We start from the raw sequence: 17,182 nt of genomic DNA on the forward strand, positions 1-17,182 counted from the left end.
GGCAACGTTTCGCTTGCTTTAAAACAATTGATATGTTGCTTGATCAAACGTCTGCAAGATGGACATACATCCTTCCTGCAGGCGCCTTCACAAGATACCTGCGCATACTGTCAAAGAACTTGGGAGTCGGCCTCAGCGCCTTCCTCCGTGTGCCCCGACGTTTCCGTCGTTGCGAGCCGCCCATTATAGCCGACTTTTCCGCTTCGTCAACACCCTTTTTCGAGGGCCGTCTCACCAAAGTGGACGTTGTTGCCGATGCTGCTTCGTCGTGCGACCCGGAGGTCTTTTCGTCGAAGCGAGCCGCCTATTATGTCAGGCTTTTCGTTTCCGTCAACACCTTCTTTCGAAGAAGTTGAAGTCCGTTTCCTTCGCGGTTGCCGCCTTGCGGCGACCCCTGCGTCGGGGGAGGGAAAGTATGTCCCCAACCGCATCATTTGTGAAGGGGGTGCATGAACTTTTTTCACAGAACTGTGCATTCATTCATGCTGGTTTCGCGCCCGAAGGCGCGAAACCCTTGCAGCGCTTAGGCCGCGACCAGCAACACGCGGGCGAAGTTGCGCTTGCCCACCTGCAGAAGGCCCTCGAAACCGGGCAGGAACACCTGCTGGGCGTCGTCGACCACCTCACCATTGACCTTCACCGCACGCTCCTTGAGCTTGCGCGAGGCCTCCGAATTGCTCGGGGTGATCCCGGCAGCAGTGAGCAGCGCCCCGATCCGCAGCCCTTCGGCAGGTACCGGCACTTCCTGCAACGGCAGCAGGGACACATCGCCCTGCCCCGTCACGGCCGCGTTCCAGCCGGCAATGGCCAGTTCGGCCGCGTCGGCGTCGTGGAAGCGGGTGGTGAGCTCGCGCGCCAGGCGCAGCTTCACCTCACGCGGGTTGAGGCTGCCCGCCTCGACCTGCTCACGCAGGCTGAGCGCCTCGGCCTGGCTGATATCGAAGGACAGCAGCTCGATCCAGCGCCACATCAGGTCGTCGCCGATCTTCATGGTCTTGGTCACCATGTCGATCGCCGGTTCGCTGATGCCAATGTAGTTGTTGAGCGACTTGGACATCTTGGCCACGCCGTCCAGGCCTTCCAGCAGCGGCATGGTCAGCACAATCTGCGGCTTCTGCCCGTAGTGCTCCTGCAGGCCACGGCCCATGAGCAGGTTGAACTTCTGGTCGGTGCCGCCCAGTTCGACGTCCGCCTCCAGGGCGACCGAGTCGTAGCCCTGCACCAGCGGGTACAGGAACTCGTGCAGGGCGATGGACTGCTGGGCCGCGTAGCGCTTGGCGAAGTCGTCGCGCTCGAGCATGCGCGCCACGGTGTGCTGGCCGGCCAGGCGGATCATGTCGGCCGCGCCCATCTTGCCGAACCACTCGGAATTGAAGCGCACTTCGGTCTTTTCACGGTCCAGGACCTTGAAGACCTGCTCTTCATAGGTGCGCGCGTTGGCCAGCACGTCGTCCTTGCTGAGCGGCTTGCGGGTGACGTTCTTGCCCGAGGGGTCGCCGATCATGCCGGTGAAGTCGCCGATCAGGAAGATGACCTGGTGGCCGAGGTCCTGGAACTGGCGCAGCTTGTTCAGCAGCACGGTGTGGCCCAGGTGCAGGTCCGGGGCGGTGGGGTCGAAACCCGCCTTGACCCGCAACGGGCGGCCGCTTTCCAGACGCTGGCGCAGCTCCTCGATCTTGAGGACTTCGTCGGCGCCACGGCCGATCTGGGCAAGGGCTTGTTCAATCGAGGACACGTACAACTCCCGGCGATGCCTTATTTACATGAATGACGTTAAGTACAAGTTAACCGCAAGCGCTTCACAAAAGCCAATAGGCACAAGGGTTTGACGCGATATTTATACATGTCTATGTTACCGACGTTTGGGCCCGCGATCCCGGGTCAGCCAGGAACACACCGACGATGCTGAATACCGATCAAGGCCGCGCGCGCAAGCAGCGCTTCAAGGAACGCCTTCACGTTCTCCACGATACCGCCCTGCATCGGAAGCTCAGGCAGCATCTCCCCGCCGCGTTCAACGAACGCTGGACCCGCCGCCACTGGATGCACGCCAGCCTGTTCGCCACCATCGGCGCACTGGTGGCCACCATTGTTCCCGGCTTCTCGCACACCATCGAATCGCCCTACTCGGTCAGCCATTCCACGCTGGCCCTGCCGTTGCCGCCGCTCTCCCAGGAACGCCGCCAGCAGGTGCCCGGCGACAGCTGGCAGGTGTTGCGCGTGCAGCGCGGGCAGACCCTGAGCAACCTGTTCGACGAAGCCGGCATTTCGCCCACGGTGATGCACCAGGTGCTCGACCACCCCGGTGCCCGCGAGGCGCTGACCAAGCTGCGCCCGGGCGCGGAGATCGCCTTCGACCTGCCGCTGTCCGGCGAGCTGCGCACGATCCGCTTCGACCGCGATGCCGACAACCGCGTGGAGCTGTCGCTGAAGGGCGACCAGATCAACGAGAAGGTGATCAAGCGCGAATCCTCGGTGCGCCGCGTGGTGGCCAGCGGTGAGATCACCAGCTCGCTGTACGCCGCCGCGCGCAAGGCCGGGCTGTCGCCTTCGGCCATCGCGACGATGACCGACGAGATCTTCAAGTACGACATCGACTTCTCCAAGGACCTGCAGCCCGGCGACCGCTTCAGCGTGGTGCTGGACGAGACCTGGCGTGAAGGCGAGAAGGTGGACACCAGCAAGATCCTGGCGGCGACCTTCACTTCGGGCGGCAAGACCTACAGCGGCTTCCGCTTCGACCGCAACGGCAAGGCCGAGTACTTCGACGTGAGCGGCCGGCCGCTGAAGAAGAGCTTCATCCGCATGCCGATCCCGTTCGCGCGGCTGAGCTCCAGCTTCGGCGCGCGCAAGCACCCGGTGCTGGGCAAGATGCGCATGCACAAGGGCGTGGACTACGCGGCCCGTACCGGCACCCCGATCATGGCCGCCGGCGATGCACGCGTGCAGTTCGCCGGCACGCAGCGCGGCTACGGCAACGTGGTGATCCTGGACCACGGCCGCGGCCACACCACGCTGTACGGGCACATGTCGCGCTTTGGCGCGATCAAGACCGGCCAGCGCGTGGCGCAGGGCACGGTGATCGGCTACGTGGGCTCGACCGGCCTGGCGACCGGCCCGCACCTGCACTACGAATTCCGCGTCAACGGCGTGCACCGCAACCCGCTGTCGGTGACGATGCCGCCGCCGGAGCCGCTGCAGGGCAGCGAGCTGGTGGCGTTCCGCGCGCAGACCGCGCCGGCACTGGCCCGCATCCAGGGCATGGAGAAGCTGATCTACGCCGACGCCAGCCCGGCGCCGACGCCCAGCAAGGCGGCCACCACCACGGCCAGCGCGGCCAAGCCGGCCAAGCCGAACCGCGGCTGATCGCACCGGGCTGCAGCGCGCGCCGCAGGGGGCGCGCGCATTGACGGCGGCAACAGGTTGCGCGGAAGCTGCACGCACCTGTGTTGAACCGCCTGGCCATGACTGCATTCGATCCGCATTCCCCGCTCTACCTGGGCCTGATGTCCGGCACCAGCGCCGATGGCATCGATGCCGCGCTGGTGCAGTTTCCCGCCGAGGGCGGCTGCCGCTTTATCGATGGCCTGACCCACGAATGGGCCGCCGCGACCCGCGCCGAGCTGGTGGCGCTGGGCGAAGGCGGTGAGCTGGGGTCGCTGGATACGCTGGGGCGGATTGATGCGCAGATCGGCATCACCTTCGCGGCGGCCGCCAACCGGCTGTTGGCACAGGCCGGGGTCGCGCCCGCGCAGGTACGGGCGATCGGCTCGCATGGGCAGACGGTGCGCCACCGCCCGCTGGCCGATCCGGCCTTCACCTGCCAACTGGGCGACGCCAACCGGATTGCCGAGCTGACCGGCATCACCACCGTGGCCGACTTCCGCCGCCGCGATGTGGCCGCCGGCGGGCACGGCGCGCCGCTGATGCCCGCGTTCCACCTGGCGATGCTGGGCACGGCCGATGAGGACCGGGCGGTGTTGAACCTGGGCGGGATTGCCAACCTGACCCTGATTCCGCGCGAGGGCACGCCGCGTGGCTTCGATACGGGCCCGGCCAATGCGTTGATGGATGCCTGGTGCGAACGCCACACCGGCAAGCCGTTCGATGCCGACGGCGCGTTCGCGGCCAGCGGTACCTATGACGAGGCGCTGCTGGCGCGGTGGCGGGCCGAGCCGTGGTTTGCACTGCCGCCGCCGAAGAGCACCGGGCGCGAGCAGTTCCATCTGGAATGGGCGGAGGCGGCGCTGGGCGAGCTGATGCTATCGGCCGCCGATGTGCAGGCCACGCTGCTGGAATTGACCGCCGCCACCGTGGCCGATGCACTGCTGGCGAACCTGCCCGGGGCGACGCGGGTGCTGGTCTGCGGCGGCGGGGTGCGCAATCCGCAGCTGCTACGGCGGCTCGGCGCGCGGTTGCCGGGCGTGGTGATCGAGTCCAGCGCGGTGCACGGGCTGGACCCGGATTACCTGGAGGCGATGGGGTTTGCCTGGTTGGCGCAACGGACGCTGGACGGGTTGCCGGGCAACCTGCCGAGCGTGACCGGGGCGCGGGGGCCGCGGATTCTGGGGGCGATTCACCTGGCGTGACCGGCGGGGTAGAGCCGACGGGCTGGACACGACGGGGTAGAGCCGACTGTTAGTCGGCTGCTCTGCAACGCGGCACCGGAACGGAGAGCAGCCGACTAACAGTCGGCTCTACCCAGTCGGTGCGTCCAGTCGGGTCCACCCAGTCGGGTCAGCCCAGTCGGTCCGCCCAGTCGGGTCCGCCCAGTCGGGTCCGCCCAGTTGGGTCCGCCCAGTCGGTCCGCCCAGTCGGGTCCGCCCAGTTGGGTCCGTCCAGTCGGGTCCGCCCAGTCGGTGCGCCCGGTCGAGTCCACGCAGTCGGGTCCGCACCGTCGACCGTTTCCGATCGCCCGGAGCCCGTCGCGCAGTCAGAAGGCTTTGACGTCCGGGAGCGCCTGAAGCGCCGCGATGGCTTCGGCCAAGGCGTCCACTTCCGGGTCGCGGAAGCCGCTGCGGACTTCCAGTTCGCTGGCGAACAGGCCCTGCTCGAGCAGCACGACGCAGGTGTGTTCGCGGGTCCAGCCGCGCGCGACGGCAACCCGGCGGATCCGCTCGTTCAGCAGCGGATCCAGGTCTCGCAGCACCAAATCAGCCATGTGTTTCCCCTGTTGGCAACGCACCGCCCCCACGGCACAACAGGATCGATCATGGCCCAGCACCGGGGTGCGGGCAAGCGCCGGTCAGGACGCGGCCCGCAGATGGCGGCGCTGCTGCACGATCAGCAGGGTGCACAGGATGACCACCGGGATGCCGATCAGCGCGGTGCCGGTGAAGAACAGCGCGTAGCCCTCAAGCAGGGTGCGGCCCTGCGCCAGCGACTGCACCGCCCAGCCCGAGAAACCCTTGAGCGCCTTGCCCGGCATGGCATAGAACGAGCTGAGCAGGGCGTACTGGGTGGCGGTGTAACCGATGCTGGTCAGGCTGGACATGTAGGCGATCAGCGCGGTGCCGGCGAAGCCCCCCGAAATGTTGTCGATCGCCATCGCGATGGCGAAGCTGGTCGGGTCCGGGCCCACATAGGCCAGCCAGGCGAAGGCGAGGTTGGACGCGGGGCCCAGCACCGCGCCCACCAGCAGGGTCGCCAGCACGCCCCAGCGCACCGACACCAGGCCGGCGGCGGCAATGCCGACGAAGGTGGCCACCAGGCCGATCGAACTGCGTACCGCGCCGACGGTTTCTTCGGACAGGCCGAGGTCGACGTAGAACGGGTTGGCCATCGGGCCCATGATGAAATCGGCCATGCGATACACGCTGATGGCCAGCAGGATCAGGATGGCGCCGCTGCGGTGTTCACGGACGAAGGCGACGAACGGCCCGACCAGCGCGTCGAACAGGCCGCGCGGGGTCCACAGCGGGGCGGCCTGGGTCTGCACGGCGATCTGCGCGCGCGCCGGTTCGCGCGCCATCACCACGGCCACCACGCCCAGCGCCATCAGCCCGGCCATGATCTCGTAGGACATCTGCCAGCCCACGCGGGCGGCGATGAGCAGAATCAGGGCGTCGGTGACCAGCAGCGCCGTGCGGTAGCCCAGCGCGGCGGTCGAGGTCAGCAGGCCGAGCTGCTCGCTGTTGTCCGCGCTTTCAATGCGCCAGGCATCGATGACGATGTCCTGGGTGGCCGAGGCGAAGGCCACCACGGTGGCCATGATGCCGAACACCAGCATGTGTTCCCAGGCCACGCCCAGGATCAGGATCTGGCCGCCCTTGGGATGGACCACGGCCATGCCGATCAAGGCTGCAGCCACCACCGCCTGGGACAACAGCATCCAGCCGCGGCGGCGGCCGAAACGGCCGAGCAGCGGGGCGTCGACCTTGTCGACGATCGGCGCCCACAGGAACTTCATCGAATAGGCCAGGCCCACCCACGACAGGAAGCCGATGGTGTCCAGCTCGATGCCTTCCTTGCGCATCCAGAAGCCGAGCGTGTTGCCCACCAGGTAGATCGGCAGGCCCGAGCTGAAGCCGAGCAGCAGCATGGCCAGCACTTTGCGCTGGCGCAGGTTGGCCAGCACCCGCTGCCAGGGGCGCTGGGACTTGGCGACCGCTTCGGTCATGGGGCGTAGTCCACCGTGAACGGGGCATGGTCGGAGAAGCGCTCATCGCGGTAGATCGAGCAGCCGCGCAGGCGCTCGCGCAGGCCCGGGCTGACGAACTGATAGTCGATGCGCCAGCCCACGTTGTTGGCGCGGGCCGCGCCGCGGTTGCTCCACCAGGTGTAGTCCTCGCCGGTGGGGTGCAGCAGGCGGTAGGCGTCGCTCCAGCCCTGGCCGCCGGCGATGTCCAGCGCCTGGCCGGCGTCGGCGCACTGGCCGTTGAGCCAGTCGCGTTCGGGCGGCAGGCAGCCGGAGTTCTTCTGGTTGGACTTCCAGTTCTTGATGTCCAGCGCCGAGCGCACGATGTTCCAGTCGCCGCACAGCACGTAGTCGCGGCCGCTGGCCAGCCACTCGGCCAGGATCGGGCGCAGCCACTCCATGACCTCGTACTTGAAGCCCTGGCGCAGGTCGCCCGAGCTGCCCGAGGGGATATAGAAGGAGACCACGCTGAGGTTGCCGTAGCGGGCCTCGATATAGCGGCCTTCGTCGTCGAACGGGGCCCAGCCCAGCGAGGTGATGACCTGGTCGGGCTCACGCTTGCTGTAGATGGCCACGCCGCTGTAGCCCTTCTTGGTGATGGCGTCGCGGTAGAAGCAGTGGTGGCCGTCCGGGCGGAACATGGGATCGGTCAGCTGGTCTTCCTGGGCCTTGGTCTCCTGGATGCACAGCACGTCGGCGTCCTGGGCACGGAACCAGTCGAGGAAGCCCTTGGTGGCGGCGGAACGGATGCCATTGGCATTGAAACTGATGATGCGCATGCTGACCCGGGTCTGGAACGGTAACGGCCAAAGCATACCGGGTTGCCCGCCCCATCGGCTGGCCGGATCCGGCCATTGCAGGGGCCTGCGGCCGGTGGCCGCGAGCCTGAATTGCCGGTCATGCATTAGGATCTGCGCTCCAGATGAATTGAACAGAGCGTTAGATGAGCGACCACCGTTACCGTTTCCTGCAGCTGGCCCTGACCGCAGATGCGCTGCGTTTCGGCCAGTTCACCCTCAAGTCGGGCCGGCTGAGCCCGTACTTCTTCAATGCCGGCCGTTTCGACTCCGGCGCCCGCATGGCCCAGCTGGCGGCCTGCTATGCCGACGCGGTGGAGGCCACCGGACTGAAATTCGACGTCGTGTTCGGCCCGGCCTACAAGGGCATCCCGCTGGCCACCGCGACCGCCTGTGAGTTCGCCCAGCGCGGCCGCGACCTGCCGCTGTCGTTCAACCGCAAGGAAGCCAAGGCCCACGGCGAGGGCGGCAACCTGATTGGCGCGGACATGAATGGCAAGCGCGTGCTGATCGTGGACGATGTGATCACCGCCGGCACCGCGATCCGCGAGGCCCTGGGCATCATCAAGGAGGCCGGCGGCACCCCGGCCGGCATCGTGGTTGCCTTGGACCGCCAAGAGATCGCCTCGGAAGAAGACCGCCGTTCGGCCGCCCAGGCCGTGGCCGAGGAAGCCGGTATTCCGGTGGTCGCAGTGGCCACCTTGGGCGACCTGCTTGATTTTGCCTCCGGAAATCCGGAACTTGTCGGGTACCGGCAGCCGCTGGAGGACTATCGTTCCCGTTACGGCAGCCGTCCTACGCGTTGAGAGCAGGGGGCTCCCATGTCCAGGATCGTCACGTTCACCATCATCGGCCTGTTGCTGGCCGCGCCCATGCTCACGGCCGAGGCCCAGAGCAAGCGCAGCAGCACCGACCCGAAACCGAAGAAGCTGTTCTGCTGGAACGAGGGCAAGGAGCGCATCTGCAGCGATGCCCTGCCGCAGGAGGCGGTGAACAACGCGCGTGAGGAGTTCAGCGTCAACAGCGGCCTGCGCCGCGGTGGCGTGGAACGCACGCTGACCGAGGACGAGCGCGCCGATGCCGCCGTGGCCGCCGCGCAGCTCCAGCTGGACAAGGCCGCCGAGGAAACCCGGCAGCGGACCGAACAGGCGATGCTCTCCACCTACGAGGACGAGAACGACCTGCGCCGGGTCTTCGTCGAACGCACCGGGATCCTGGACAACAACGTACAGACCGCCAACTACAACGTGGCCAGCCTGCGCGGTGCGCTGGTGACCTTGCTGGGCGCAGCGGGCGACCGCGAGCTGGCCGGCCAGCCGGTGGCCCCCAAGCAAGCCGAGAGCATCCAGCAGCGGCACACCGAGCTGCTGGCCCAGCAGCGCATGCAGGCCTCGTACCTGCAGCAGCGCAAGGCGCTCGATGTGGAGATCGAGGAAACCCTGCAGCGCTACCGGTTGTTGAAGGGTGTCACCACCGACCCGCGCGGCTGATGGGTTCATGAGGGCCGGCCGGGGTTCATGACCCCGGAGAGACCAAAGGGTGTACCTACCAACGTCGGTACACCCTTTTTTATGCTCTTTTTACGCCGCGCACCGCTGACGGGCGTGGAGCGTTTACGCCGGTGAGGACCACCATGACGGCCTGACGTGGAGTGGTTCCACCTGGACGTCCCATGAGCCTGACCCTGTTCGCTGTCCGTACCGCCGCAACCCTGCGCGCGGCACCTTCCCTTCCCCGCTGCTGAGATCACGACCATGCCTGCCTGGCTTTCCCTGGTGTGCGGCGTGCTGGTGCTCGTCGCCGCGGCCTACCTGCTGTACGTCGTGCTTCGGCCCGAAACCTTCTGACCGGAGCCGACCATGACCGAGATCCTGTTGATCCTGCTGGCCAGCATCGTGCTGGCCTTTCCGCTTGGGCTGTACCTGGCCCGGGTGATGCGCGGTGGGCCGATGCGCGGCGACGCGCTGTTCGGCTGGATTGAAAAACCGCTGTACCGCGTACTGGGCGTGAACCCGGCGCGCGGCATGAGCTGGCGCGGCTACGTGGCCTCTTTCCTGCTCAGCAACGTGGTCATTGCCGTGCTGGTGCAGGCGGTGTTCATGACCCAGGCCTGGCTGCCGTTCAATCCCGACCAGATTCCCAACATGCGCTGGGACACGGCGCTGCACACGATGGTGTCGTTCCTGACCAACACCAACCAGCAGCACTACTCCGGCCAAGCGCAGCTCTCCTACTTCTCGCAGATGACCGCGATCACCGGCCTGCAGGTGGTCACCCCGATGATGGGGCTGGCACTGGTGGTGGCCACGCTGCGCGCCCTGTTCGGCAAGGCGCCGGAAGGCGACGCCAGCGCCAGCGAACTGCCGGCCGACCGCCGCATCGACGTGGGCAACTACTACGCCGACGTGGTGCGTGCCTGCGTGCGCTTCATGCTGCCGCTGTGCCTGCTGTGGGCGGTGCTGCTGACCAGCCAGGGCGTGCCTTCGACGCTGGCCGGTGGCCCGGTGGCCACGCCGATTGATGCAGCCGCGGGCATGGAAACGCAAAAACTGCCGCTCGGGCCGGTCGCGGCCATGGTGGCGGCCAAGCAGCTGGGCACCAACGGCGGTGGCTGGTACGGCCCCAACAGCAGCATGCCGCTGGAGAACCCGACCCCGCTGTCGAACGCGCTGGAACTGATCGGCATCCTGCTGATCCCCATCGCGGTGGTGTTCATGCTGGGCGCCTTCACCGGGCGCAAGCGGCTGGCGGCGCTGGTGTTCGGCTGCATGCTGGCGATGTCCAGCATCTCGATCGCGGCCACGGTCTGGCTGGAAGGACATTCGGCCACGGCCGCCAGCCCGCTGCTGATGGAAGGCAAGGAAGTGCGCTTCGGCGCGGACGGCACCGGCCTGTGGGCGGCAGTCACCACCCAGGTGTCGAACGGGTCGGTCAACGGCATGCATGACTCGCTGAGCCCGCTGGCCGGCGCGGTGCCGATGATCAACATGCTGGTCAACGCGATCTGGGGCGGCATCGGCTGCGGCCTGCAGCAGTTCCTCGTGTACCTGCTGCTGGGCGTGTTCCTGGCCGGGTTGATGACCGGGCGCACCCCGGAACTGCTGGGCCGCAAGCTGGAAACCCCGCAGATACGCCTGCTGGCGCTGCTGGTGCTGCTGCAGCCGATCACCATCCTGGCGTTCACCGCGATCACCCTGGCCATTCCGTCGATCACCGGCACCTCCAATCCGGGCTTCCACGGCGTCAGCCAGGTGTTCTACGAGTACGTGTCGGCGTTCGCCAACAACGGCTCCGGTTTCGAAGGCCTGGGCGATGCCACGGTGTGGTGGAACCTGAGCTGCACGCTGGTGCTGCTGCTGGGCCGCTACCCGGTGCTGGTGATTCCGCTGATCGTCTGCGCGCAGCTGGCCGCGAAGCGGCGTGCGCCGGAATCGGCCGGCACGCTGCAGATTGAAACCCCGACGTTCGCGCTGACCCTGATCGCGCTGATCGCCATCCTGACCGTATTGCAGTTCATGCCGGCGCTGGTGCTGGGCCCGGTTGCCGACCACCTGTCGCTGACGCTGCGCTGAGACGTGAAACCATGAGTACCTATCCCTTGAATGCAGCTTCATCCCGCCGCCCGCGCCTGCTCGATGCAGCCGGCCTGCGCCGGGCATTGCGCGATGCGGTGATCAAACTCTCGCCACGCCACCTGGTGCACAGCCCGGTGATGGCGGTGGTGATGGCCGGCACCGTGGTCAGCCTGCTGGTGACGCTCAGCGGCAACGCGCCACTGGGCTTCGGCCTGGCCGTGACCGCGATCCTGCTGCTGACGGTGTTGTTCGGCAATTTCGCCGAAGCGGTGGCCGAGGCGCGTGGCCGTGGCCAGGCCGCATCGCTGCGCCGGGCGCGGCAGGACCTGAGCGCACGCCGCCTGGCGGCCGCGCACCCCGGTGCCAGTGAAACCCAGGTGCCGGCCGCCGAGCTGCGCCCGGGCGACCACGTCATCGTGAGTGCCGGCGAGCTGATTCCGGCCGACGGAGAGATCGTGCAGGGCCTGGCCACCATCAACGAAGCGGCGGTCACCGGCGAATCGGCACCGGTACTGCGCGAGGCCGGCACCGACCGCAGCGGCGTGATCGGCGGCACCAAGGTGCTGTCGGACCAGATCATCGTGAAGATCACCGCCGAGCCGGGGCACAGCTTCCTGGACCGCATGATCGCGCTGGTGGAAGGCGCCAACCGGCAGAAGACGCCCAACGAAGTGGCGCTGACCCTGCTGCTGGCGGCGATGACGCTGACCTTCCTGGTGGTGGTGGCCACGCTGCCCGCCATCGGCGCGTTCGTCGGGGTGAAGGTCGACCCGCTGCTGCTGATCGCGCTGCTGGTGTGCCTGATTCCCACCACCATCGGTGGGCTGCTGCCGGCCATCGGCATCGCCGGCATGAACCGTGCGCTGGCCGCCAACATCCTGGCCAAGTCCGGCAAGGCGGTGGAAGTGGCCGGCGACGTGGACGTGCTGCTGCTCGACAAGACCGGCACCATCACCCACGGCGACCGCCAGGCGACCCACTTCCACGCGCTGGCCGGCATCGATGCGGCGCAGCTGCGCGAGGCGGCACTGCTGTCGTCGCTGGCCGACCCGACCCCGGAAGGCAAGTCGGTGGTGCGCCTGGCCCGCGAACAGGGCTGCGTCACGGCCGAACCCGACCGCGCGGAGTACCTGGCCTTCAGCGCCCAGACCCGCATGTCCGGCGTGGACCTGGACGGCGGCCGGCGCATCCGCAAGGGCGCCGCCGATTCCATCACCGCGTATGTGCGCGAACTGGGCGGCACGGTGCCGGCCGAGCTGGCCGGGCGGGTGGAACAGGTGGCGCGCAATGGCGCCACGCCGCTGGTGGTGTGCGAAGGCCGCTACGTGCTGGGCGTGATCGAGCTGTCGGATGTGGTCAAGCACGGCATGCCCATCGCGCGCAGCTGCGCGCGATGGGCATCCGCACGGTGATGATCACCGGCGACAACCCGCTGACCGCCGCCGCCATCGCGGCCGAGGCCGGCGTGGACGACTACATCGCCGAGGCCCGCCCGGAAGACAAGCTGGCCCGTATCCGCGCCGAACAGGCCGGTGGCCGGCTGGTGGCGATGGTGGGCGACGGTACCAACGACGCGCCCGCGCTGGCCCAGGCCGACATCGGGTTGGCCATGAACTCCGGTACGCAGGCGGCCAAGGAAGCCGGCAACATGGTGGACCTGGATTCGGACCCGACCAAGCTGCTGGCCGTGGTGGAAGTCGGCAAACAGCAGCTGATCACGCGCGGTGCGCTGACCACCTTCTCGCTGGCCAATGACGTGTCCAAGTACTTCGCGATCCTGCCCGCGTTGTTCGCCGCCACGCTGCCGGCGATGGCCAGCTTGAACGTGATGCAGCTGTCCAGCCCGCGTAACGCGGTACTGGCCGCGCTGATCTTCAACGCACTGGTGATTCCGGCGCTGATTCCGCTGGCGCTGCGCGGGGTGCGCTTCCGCCCGGCCACGGCCACCGCGCTGCTGCGCCGGAACATGCTGGTGTACGGCCTGGGCGGCGTGCTGCTGCCGTTCGCGGCCATCAAGTTGATCGACCTCCTCCTTGTCTCGGTATTTGGCGCATGAACCGCTCGGCTGCTGCTCCGCTTTCCCGCCCGGCGCGTACGCGCGCCGCCCTTGCCATCGCGCTCCAGCACGACGGCGCGCTGCGCCCGGCCATCGGCCTTGGCGTGGTCAGCCTGCTCGGGTTGGGCCTGGTCTACGCGGTGGCCACCACCGGCATTTCGGCGGCACTGTTCCCGGCCCAGGCCGAGGGCAGCCTGCTGGTGCACGACGGCCAGGTGCGCGGCTCGCGCCTGATCGCCCAGCCGTTCGTCGGCGATGGCTATTTCCAGGCGCGGCCCTCGGCTGCCAATTACGACCCGATGGCCGCCGCCGGCAGCAACCTGGCGCGCAGCAACCCTGCCCTGCAGCAGCGCGTGGACGAAGCCACCCACGCGGTCGCCGTTCGCGAAGGCATCGCCGTGGCGCAGGTGCCCGGTGATCTGGTGACCCAGTCCGGCGCGGGCATGGACCCGGAGATCTCGCCCGCCGCGGCCGCCGTCCAGGTGGCGCGTGTGGCGCGCAGCCGTGGGCTGGACAGCGACCAGGTGCAGGCGCTGGTGCAGGCGCATACGCAGGGGCCGCAATGGGGCGTGTTCGGGCAGCCACGGGTCAACGTGATGACGTTGAACCTGGCGCTGGATGGCCTGAAGGGCGCCCACGCAGCGCCGGGCAGTACGCCTTGATGCCTTTCAGGCGCGCTTGCGCGCACACTCTGCACCCATGACCGATTCCCGTACCCGACAGGCGGATGCGCTGGTGGAACGCCTGCAGCGCGAAGCCGGCGGCAAGCTCACCGTGTTCCTGGGCGCCGCCCCCGGCGTGGGCAAGACCTACAGCATGCTCGGCCGCGCGCACGAGCAGCTGCGCCGTGGCGTGGACGTGGTGGTGGGGCTGGTGGAGACCCACGGCCGTGCCGAGACCTCGGCGCTGCTGGAAGGCCTGCCGCAGGTGCCGCTGCTGCAGCGCGAGTACCAGCAGCATGCACTGCAGGAGATGGACCTGGACGCGGTGCTGGCACGCCGCCCCGCGCTGGTGCTGGTGGACGAACTGGCCCACCGCAACGTGCCGGGCAGCCGCCACGAGCGGCGCTGGCAGGACGTCATGGAACTGCTGGATGCGGGTATCGATGTCTGGACCACGATCAACATCCAGCACCTGGAAAGCCTCAACGATGTGGTGATGCGCATCACCGGCGTACGGGTCAGCGAGACGGTGCCCGATGCGGTGCTGGACCGCCTGCACGACATCGTGCTGGTGGACCTGCCGCCGCGCGAGCTGATCGAGCGGCTGCAGCAGGGCAAGGTGTACGTGCCCGAGCAGGCCGCGCAGGCGCTGCAGGCATTCTTCTCCCCCGCCAACCTGACCGCGCTGCGCGAGCTGGCCATGCAGGAGGCGGCCGACCGCGTGGACACCAGCCTGCGCGAGACCCGCGCCGCGCGCGGCGAAGGCAACCTGCCGCTGCGCCGCCGGGTACTGGTGGCGATCGATGGCGGCGGGCAGAGCGAGTACCTGGTGCGGGTGGGCCGGCGCATCGCCGAGCGGCGTGACGCGCCGTGGACGGTGGTGACCGTGCAGCGTCGGCGCGAGGATGACAGCACCCGCCGCGAGATCGACGCAGCATTTGCGCTGGCACGTCGCCTGGGCGGCGAGGCCGAGCTGCTGCATGGCACCAGCATCGCCGACGCGCTGCTCGACCACGCCGCGCACAACAGTGTTTCCACGGTGGTGCTGGGCCGCACCCGCGAGCGTCCGTTCGCGCGCATGCTCAACCGCACCCTCACCCAGCAGCTGATCCAGCGCGGCGCGCATCTGGAGATCACCATCATCGGCACCCCGCAGGCACGCGCCCGCGCGCGCCGCCATGGGTTGTCGATGCCCACGCTGAGTACCGGCAGGGACACCGCATTGGCGCTGGGTGCCACCGCGCTGGCCTGCCTGGTGGCATTGGTGGCCGAGCGCTGGGTGGGGCTGTACGACCTGTCGATGGTGTTCATCGTGGCGGTGGTGATGGTGGCCGCGCGCAGCCGCACCAGCGCGGCGGTGATCGCCGCGGCGCTGTGTTTCCTGGCCTACAACTTCTTCTTCATCGCGCCGCGTTTCACCTTCGCGATCAGCGCGCGCCAGGGCGTCATCACGGTCTTCCTGTTCCTGGCCGCCGCGCTGGTGGCCGGCCGCCTGGCCTCGCGCCTGCGCATGCAGGTGCTGGCGCTGCGCGCGGCCAACCGGCACGCCAATGCCCGCCAGGTGCTGGGCGGGCAGCTGACCCGTGCGGCCAGCAACGAACAGGTGGCGCAAGCCGGGCGCCAGGCGTTGGAGCAGGCGCTGGACGCACCGGCCTGGCTGCGCATCGGCGCGGACACCAGCACCAGCGGCAGCGCGGCACCCGGCGACACCGACCTGGCTGCCGCCGACTGGGCGCACCGCCACGGTCAGCCCAGCGGCCGCTTCACCGACACGTTGGCCGGCGCGGAGTGGTGGTTCCTGCCGCTATTGGATGGCGATAACCGCGCGATTGGCGTGGCCGGCATGCGGTTCGCGCGCAACGTGGCACGGCTGGCCCCGGAGCAGCGCCAGCTGGCCGAGGCGATGGTGGATGACATCGCGCAGGCGGCGCTGCGCACGCGGCTGGTGGCCGACCTGGAAAAGGCGCACGTGAGCAACGAGACCGAGCGCCTGCGTTCGGCGTTGCTGTCCTCGGTGTCGCATGACCTGCGCTCACCGCTGGCGGCAATGATCGGCTCGGCCGACAGCCTGTCCAGCTATGCCGATGCGATGGATGCGCGCGACCGCCGCGCTCTGCTCGATACCATCCTGGTGGAAGGCGAGCGGCTGGACCGCTATATCCAGAACCTGCTGGACATGACCCGGCTCGGGCACGAAGGGCTGCAGATCAACCGCGACTGGATCGGGGTGGACGAGCTGGTCGGGTCGGCCGCGCGCCGGCTGCAGCGCTACCAGCCGGAGGTGAAACTGCAGCTGGACATTCCCAGCACGCTGGCCCCGATCTGGGTGCACCCGGCGCTGGTGGAGCAGGCGGTGTTCAACGTGATGGAAAACGCCGCGAAGTTCTCCCCGCCCGGCGCGCCGGTGGAGGTGCAGGCACGGCTGGTGGAAGGCGAGCTGCGCATCGACGTGCTGGACGCCGGCCCCGGCATTCCCGACGACGAGCGGGCGCGCATCTTTGACATGTTCTACAGCGTGGAGCGCGGCGACCGTGGCCGGCACGGTACCGGGCTGGGGCTGACCATCTGCCAGGGCATGATCGGTGCGCATGGCGGCAGCGTGCAGGCGCTGCCGGGACGCGACGGACGCGGTACCCTGATCCGCATCACGCTGCCCCTGCTGCAACCCCACCCCGCCGATGACCACGACGACACCTGACCCCTCCCAAGGCGTGCCCCCGGCGCGCGTGCTGGTGATCGACGATGAAGCGCAGATCCGCCGCTTCCTCGAGATCAGTCTGCGCGCGCAGGGCTACCGCGTGCTGCAGGCGGCCAACGGCCAGGCGGGGCTGGAGCAGCTGGTCACCGAGGGTGCCGACCTGGTCATCCTGGATATCGGCCTGCCCGACATGGAGGGCCACCAGGTGCTGGCCGAGCTGCGCCAGTGGAGCCAGGTGCCGGTGATCATGCTCACTGTGCGCGCCAGCGAGACCGAGAAGGTGTTGGCCCTGGACAACGGCGCCAACGACTACGTGACCAAGCCGTTCGGCACGCAGGAACTGATGGCGCGGGTGCGTGCGCTGCTGCGCTCGCGCACGGTGTCGGCCGAGGGCGTGCTGCCGCACTTCGACGACGGCCATCTGCACATCGACCTGGTGCGCCGCGAGGTGCAGCTGGACGGCGTGCCGGTGGCGTTGACCCGCAAGGAATACGCGCTGTTGTCGCTGCTGCTGCGCAACGCCGGCCGGGTGGTGACCCAGCCGCAGATCCTGGCCGAGATCTGGGGGCCGACCCACCAGCACGACACGCATTACCTGCGCATCCTGGTGGGCAAGCTGCGCCACAAGCTGGGCGATTCGGCGCTGGATTCGCGTTATCTGTTCACCGAACCCGGTGTGGGGTTGCGATTCAAAGGGTGATTCCCGACCGTAGGTCGTGAATCACCCGGGTAGCGCCGGCCGTTGGCCGGCCCATGC

General features: G+C 68.3%; 14 protein-coding genes and 1 pseudogene. 11 read left to right on the top strand and 4 right to left on the bottom strand.

Features of this window, described 5'->3' with window-relative positions; translation table 11 throughout:
- Positions 1-356 (top strand): hypothetical protein (locus tag ACOZHM_RS13990; protein ID WP_421569927.1); only part of this gene is annotated, 356 nt, incomplete at its 5' end.
- Between the two features lie 167 nt (positions 357-523).
- Here ACOZHM_RS13990 and tyrS read toward each other — a convergent pair.
- Complete coding sequence (gene tyrS, locus ACOZHM_RS13995; protein WP_421569928.1) at positions 524-1,735, bottom strand: tyrosine--tRNA ligase; 1,212 nt, start codon at positions 1,733-1,735, stop codon at positions 524-526.
- Between the two features lie 167 nt (positions 1,736-1,902).
- On the opposite strand from tyrS, the gene ACOZHM_RS14000 reads away from it, so the two are divergent.
- On the top strand, positions 1,903-3,366 hold the full coding sequence (locus tag ACOZHM_RS14000; protein WP_421569929.1) for a peptidoglycan DD-metalloendopeptidase family protein: 1,464 nt from the start codon (positions 1,903-1,905) through the stop codon (positions 3,364-3,366).
- A gap of 98 nt (positions 3,367-3,464) precedes the next feature.
- Positions 3,465-4,589, top strand: coding sequence for an anhydro-N-acetylmuramic acid kinase (locus ACOZHM_RS14005; protein WP_421569930.1), 1,125 nt, complete (start codon positions 3,465-3,467; stop codon positions 4,587-4,589).
- A gap of 344 nt (positions 4,590-4,933) precedes the next feature.
- Here ACOZHM_RS14005 and ACOZHM_RS14010 read toward each other — a convergent pair whose 3' ends face one another.
- The 3 genes from ACOZHM_RS14010 to ACOZHM_RS14020 form a co-directional block, all read right to left on the bottom strand.
- Positions 4,934-5,161, bottom strand: coding sequence for a hypothetical protein (locus ACOZHM_RS14010; RefSeq protein ID WP_421569931.1), 228 nt, complete (start codon positions 5,159-5,161; stop codon positions 4,934-4,936).
- Positions 5,162-5,245: 84 nt separating this feature from the next.
- Positions 5,246-6,619, bottom strand: a complete 1,374-nt coding sequence (locus ACOZHM_RS14015; protein WP_421569932.1) for an AmpG family muropeptide MFS transporter — start codon at positions 6,617-6,619, stop codon at positions 5,246-5,248.
- Positions 6,616-7,416 (bottom strand): exodeoxyribonuclease III, encoded by an 801-nt coding sequence (locus ACOZHM_RS14020; protein ID WP_421569933.1) that lies wholly within the window; start codon positions 7,414-7,416, stop codon positions 6,616-6,618. The genes ACOZHM_RS14015 and ACOZHM_RS14020 overlap by 4 nt, the downstream gene beginning before the upstream one ends.
- Positions 7,417-7,580: 164 nt before the next feature.
- On the opposite strand from ACOZHM_RS14020, the gene pyrE reads away from it, so the two are divergent.
- The 8 genes and pseudogenes from pyrE to ACOZHM_RS14060 all read left to right on the top strand — a co-directional run bounded on the left by pyrE (position 7,581) and on the right by ACOZHM_RS14060 (position 17,125).
- Entirely contained in the window at positions 7,581-8,240 is a 660-nt protein-coding gene (pyrE, locus tag ACOZHM_RS14025) for an orotate phosphoribosyltransferase (RefSeq protein ID WP_421569934.1), read from the top strand.
- 15 nt (positions 8,241-8,255) lie between these two features.
- The gene (locus ACOZHM_RS14030) at positions 8,256-8,924 is read left to right on the top strand and encodes a hypothetical protein (RefSeq protein ID WP_421569935.1); all 669 of its coding nucleotides are present in this window, start codon (positions 8,256-8,258) and stop codon (positions 8,922-8,924) included.
- 264 nt (positions 8,925-9,188) lie between these two features.
- Complete coding sequence (locus ACOZHM_RS14035) at positions 9,189-9,281, top strand: potassium-transporting ATPase subunit F (protein WP_313347417.1); 93 nt, start codon at positions 9,189-9,191, stop codon at positions 9,279-9,281.
- Positions 9,282-9,293: 12 nt separating this feature from the next.
- Positions 9,294-11,006 carry a potassium-transporting ATPase subunit KdpA gene (kdpA, locus tag ACOZHM_RS14040; RefSeq protein WP_421569936.1) on the top strand — a complete coding sequence of 571 codons (1,713 nt, stop codon included), beginning with the start codon at positions 9,294-9,296 and terminating at the stop codon, positions 11,004-11,006.
- 11 nt (positions 11,007-11,017) lie between these two features.
- Positions 11,018-13,065, top strand: a pseudogene (gene kdpB, locus ACOZHM_RS14045) (potassium-transporting ATPase subunit KdpB).
- Entirely contained in the window at positions 13,062-13,727 is a 666-nt protein-coding gene (gene kdpC / locus ACOZHM_RS14050) for a potassium-transporting ATPase subunit KdpC (protein ID WP_421569937.1), read from the top strand. The pseudogene kdpB and the gene kdpC overlap by 4 nt, the downstream one beginning before the upstream one ends.
- Positions 13,728-13,764: 37 nt before the next feature.
- Positions 13,765-16,425: an ATP-binding protein gene (locus tag ACOZHM_RS14055; protein WP_421569938.1), complete on the top strand. Its 2,661-nt coding sequence runs from the start codon at positions 13,765-13,767 to the stop codon at positions 16,423-16,425.
- Positions 16,406-17,125 (top strand): response regulator transcription factor, encoded by a 720-nt coding sequence (locus ACOZHM_RS14060; RefSeq protein ID WP_421569939.1) that lies wholly within the window; start codon positions 16,406-16,408, stop codon positions 17,123-17,125. The genes ACOZHM_RS14055 and ACOZHM_RS14060 overlap by 20 nt, the downstream gene beginning before the upstream one ends.
- Positions 17,126-17,182 lie beyond the last annotated feature (57 nt).

The organism is Stenotrophomonas sp. PD6, from assembly GCF_049199305.1.
Lineage (GTDB): Bacteria > Pseudomonadota > Gammaproteobacteria > Xanthomonadales > Xanthomonadaceae > Stenotrophomonas.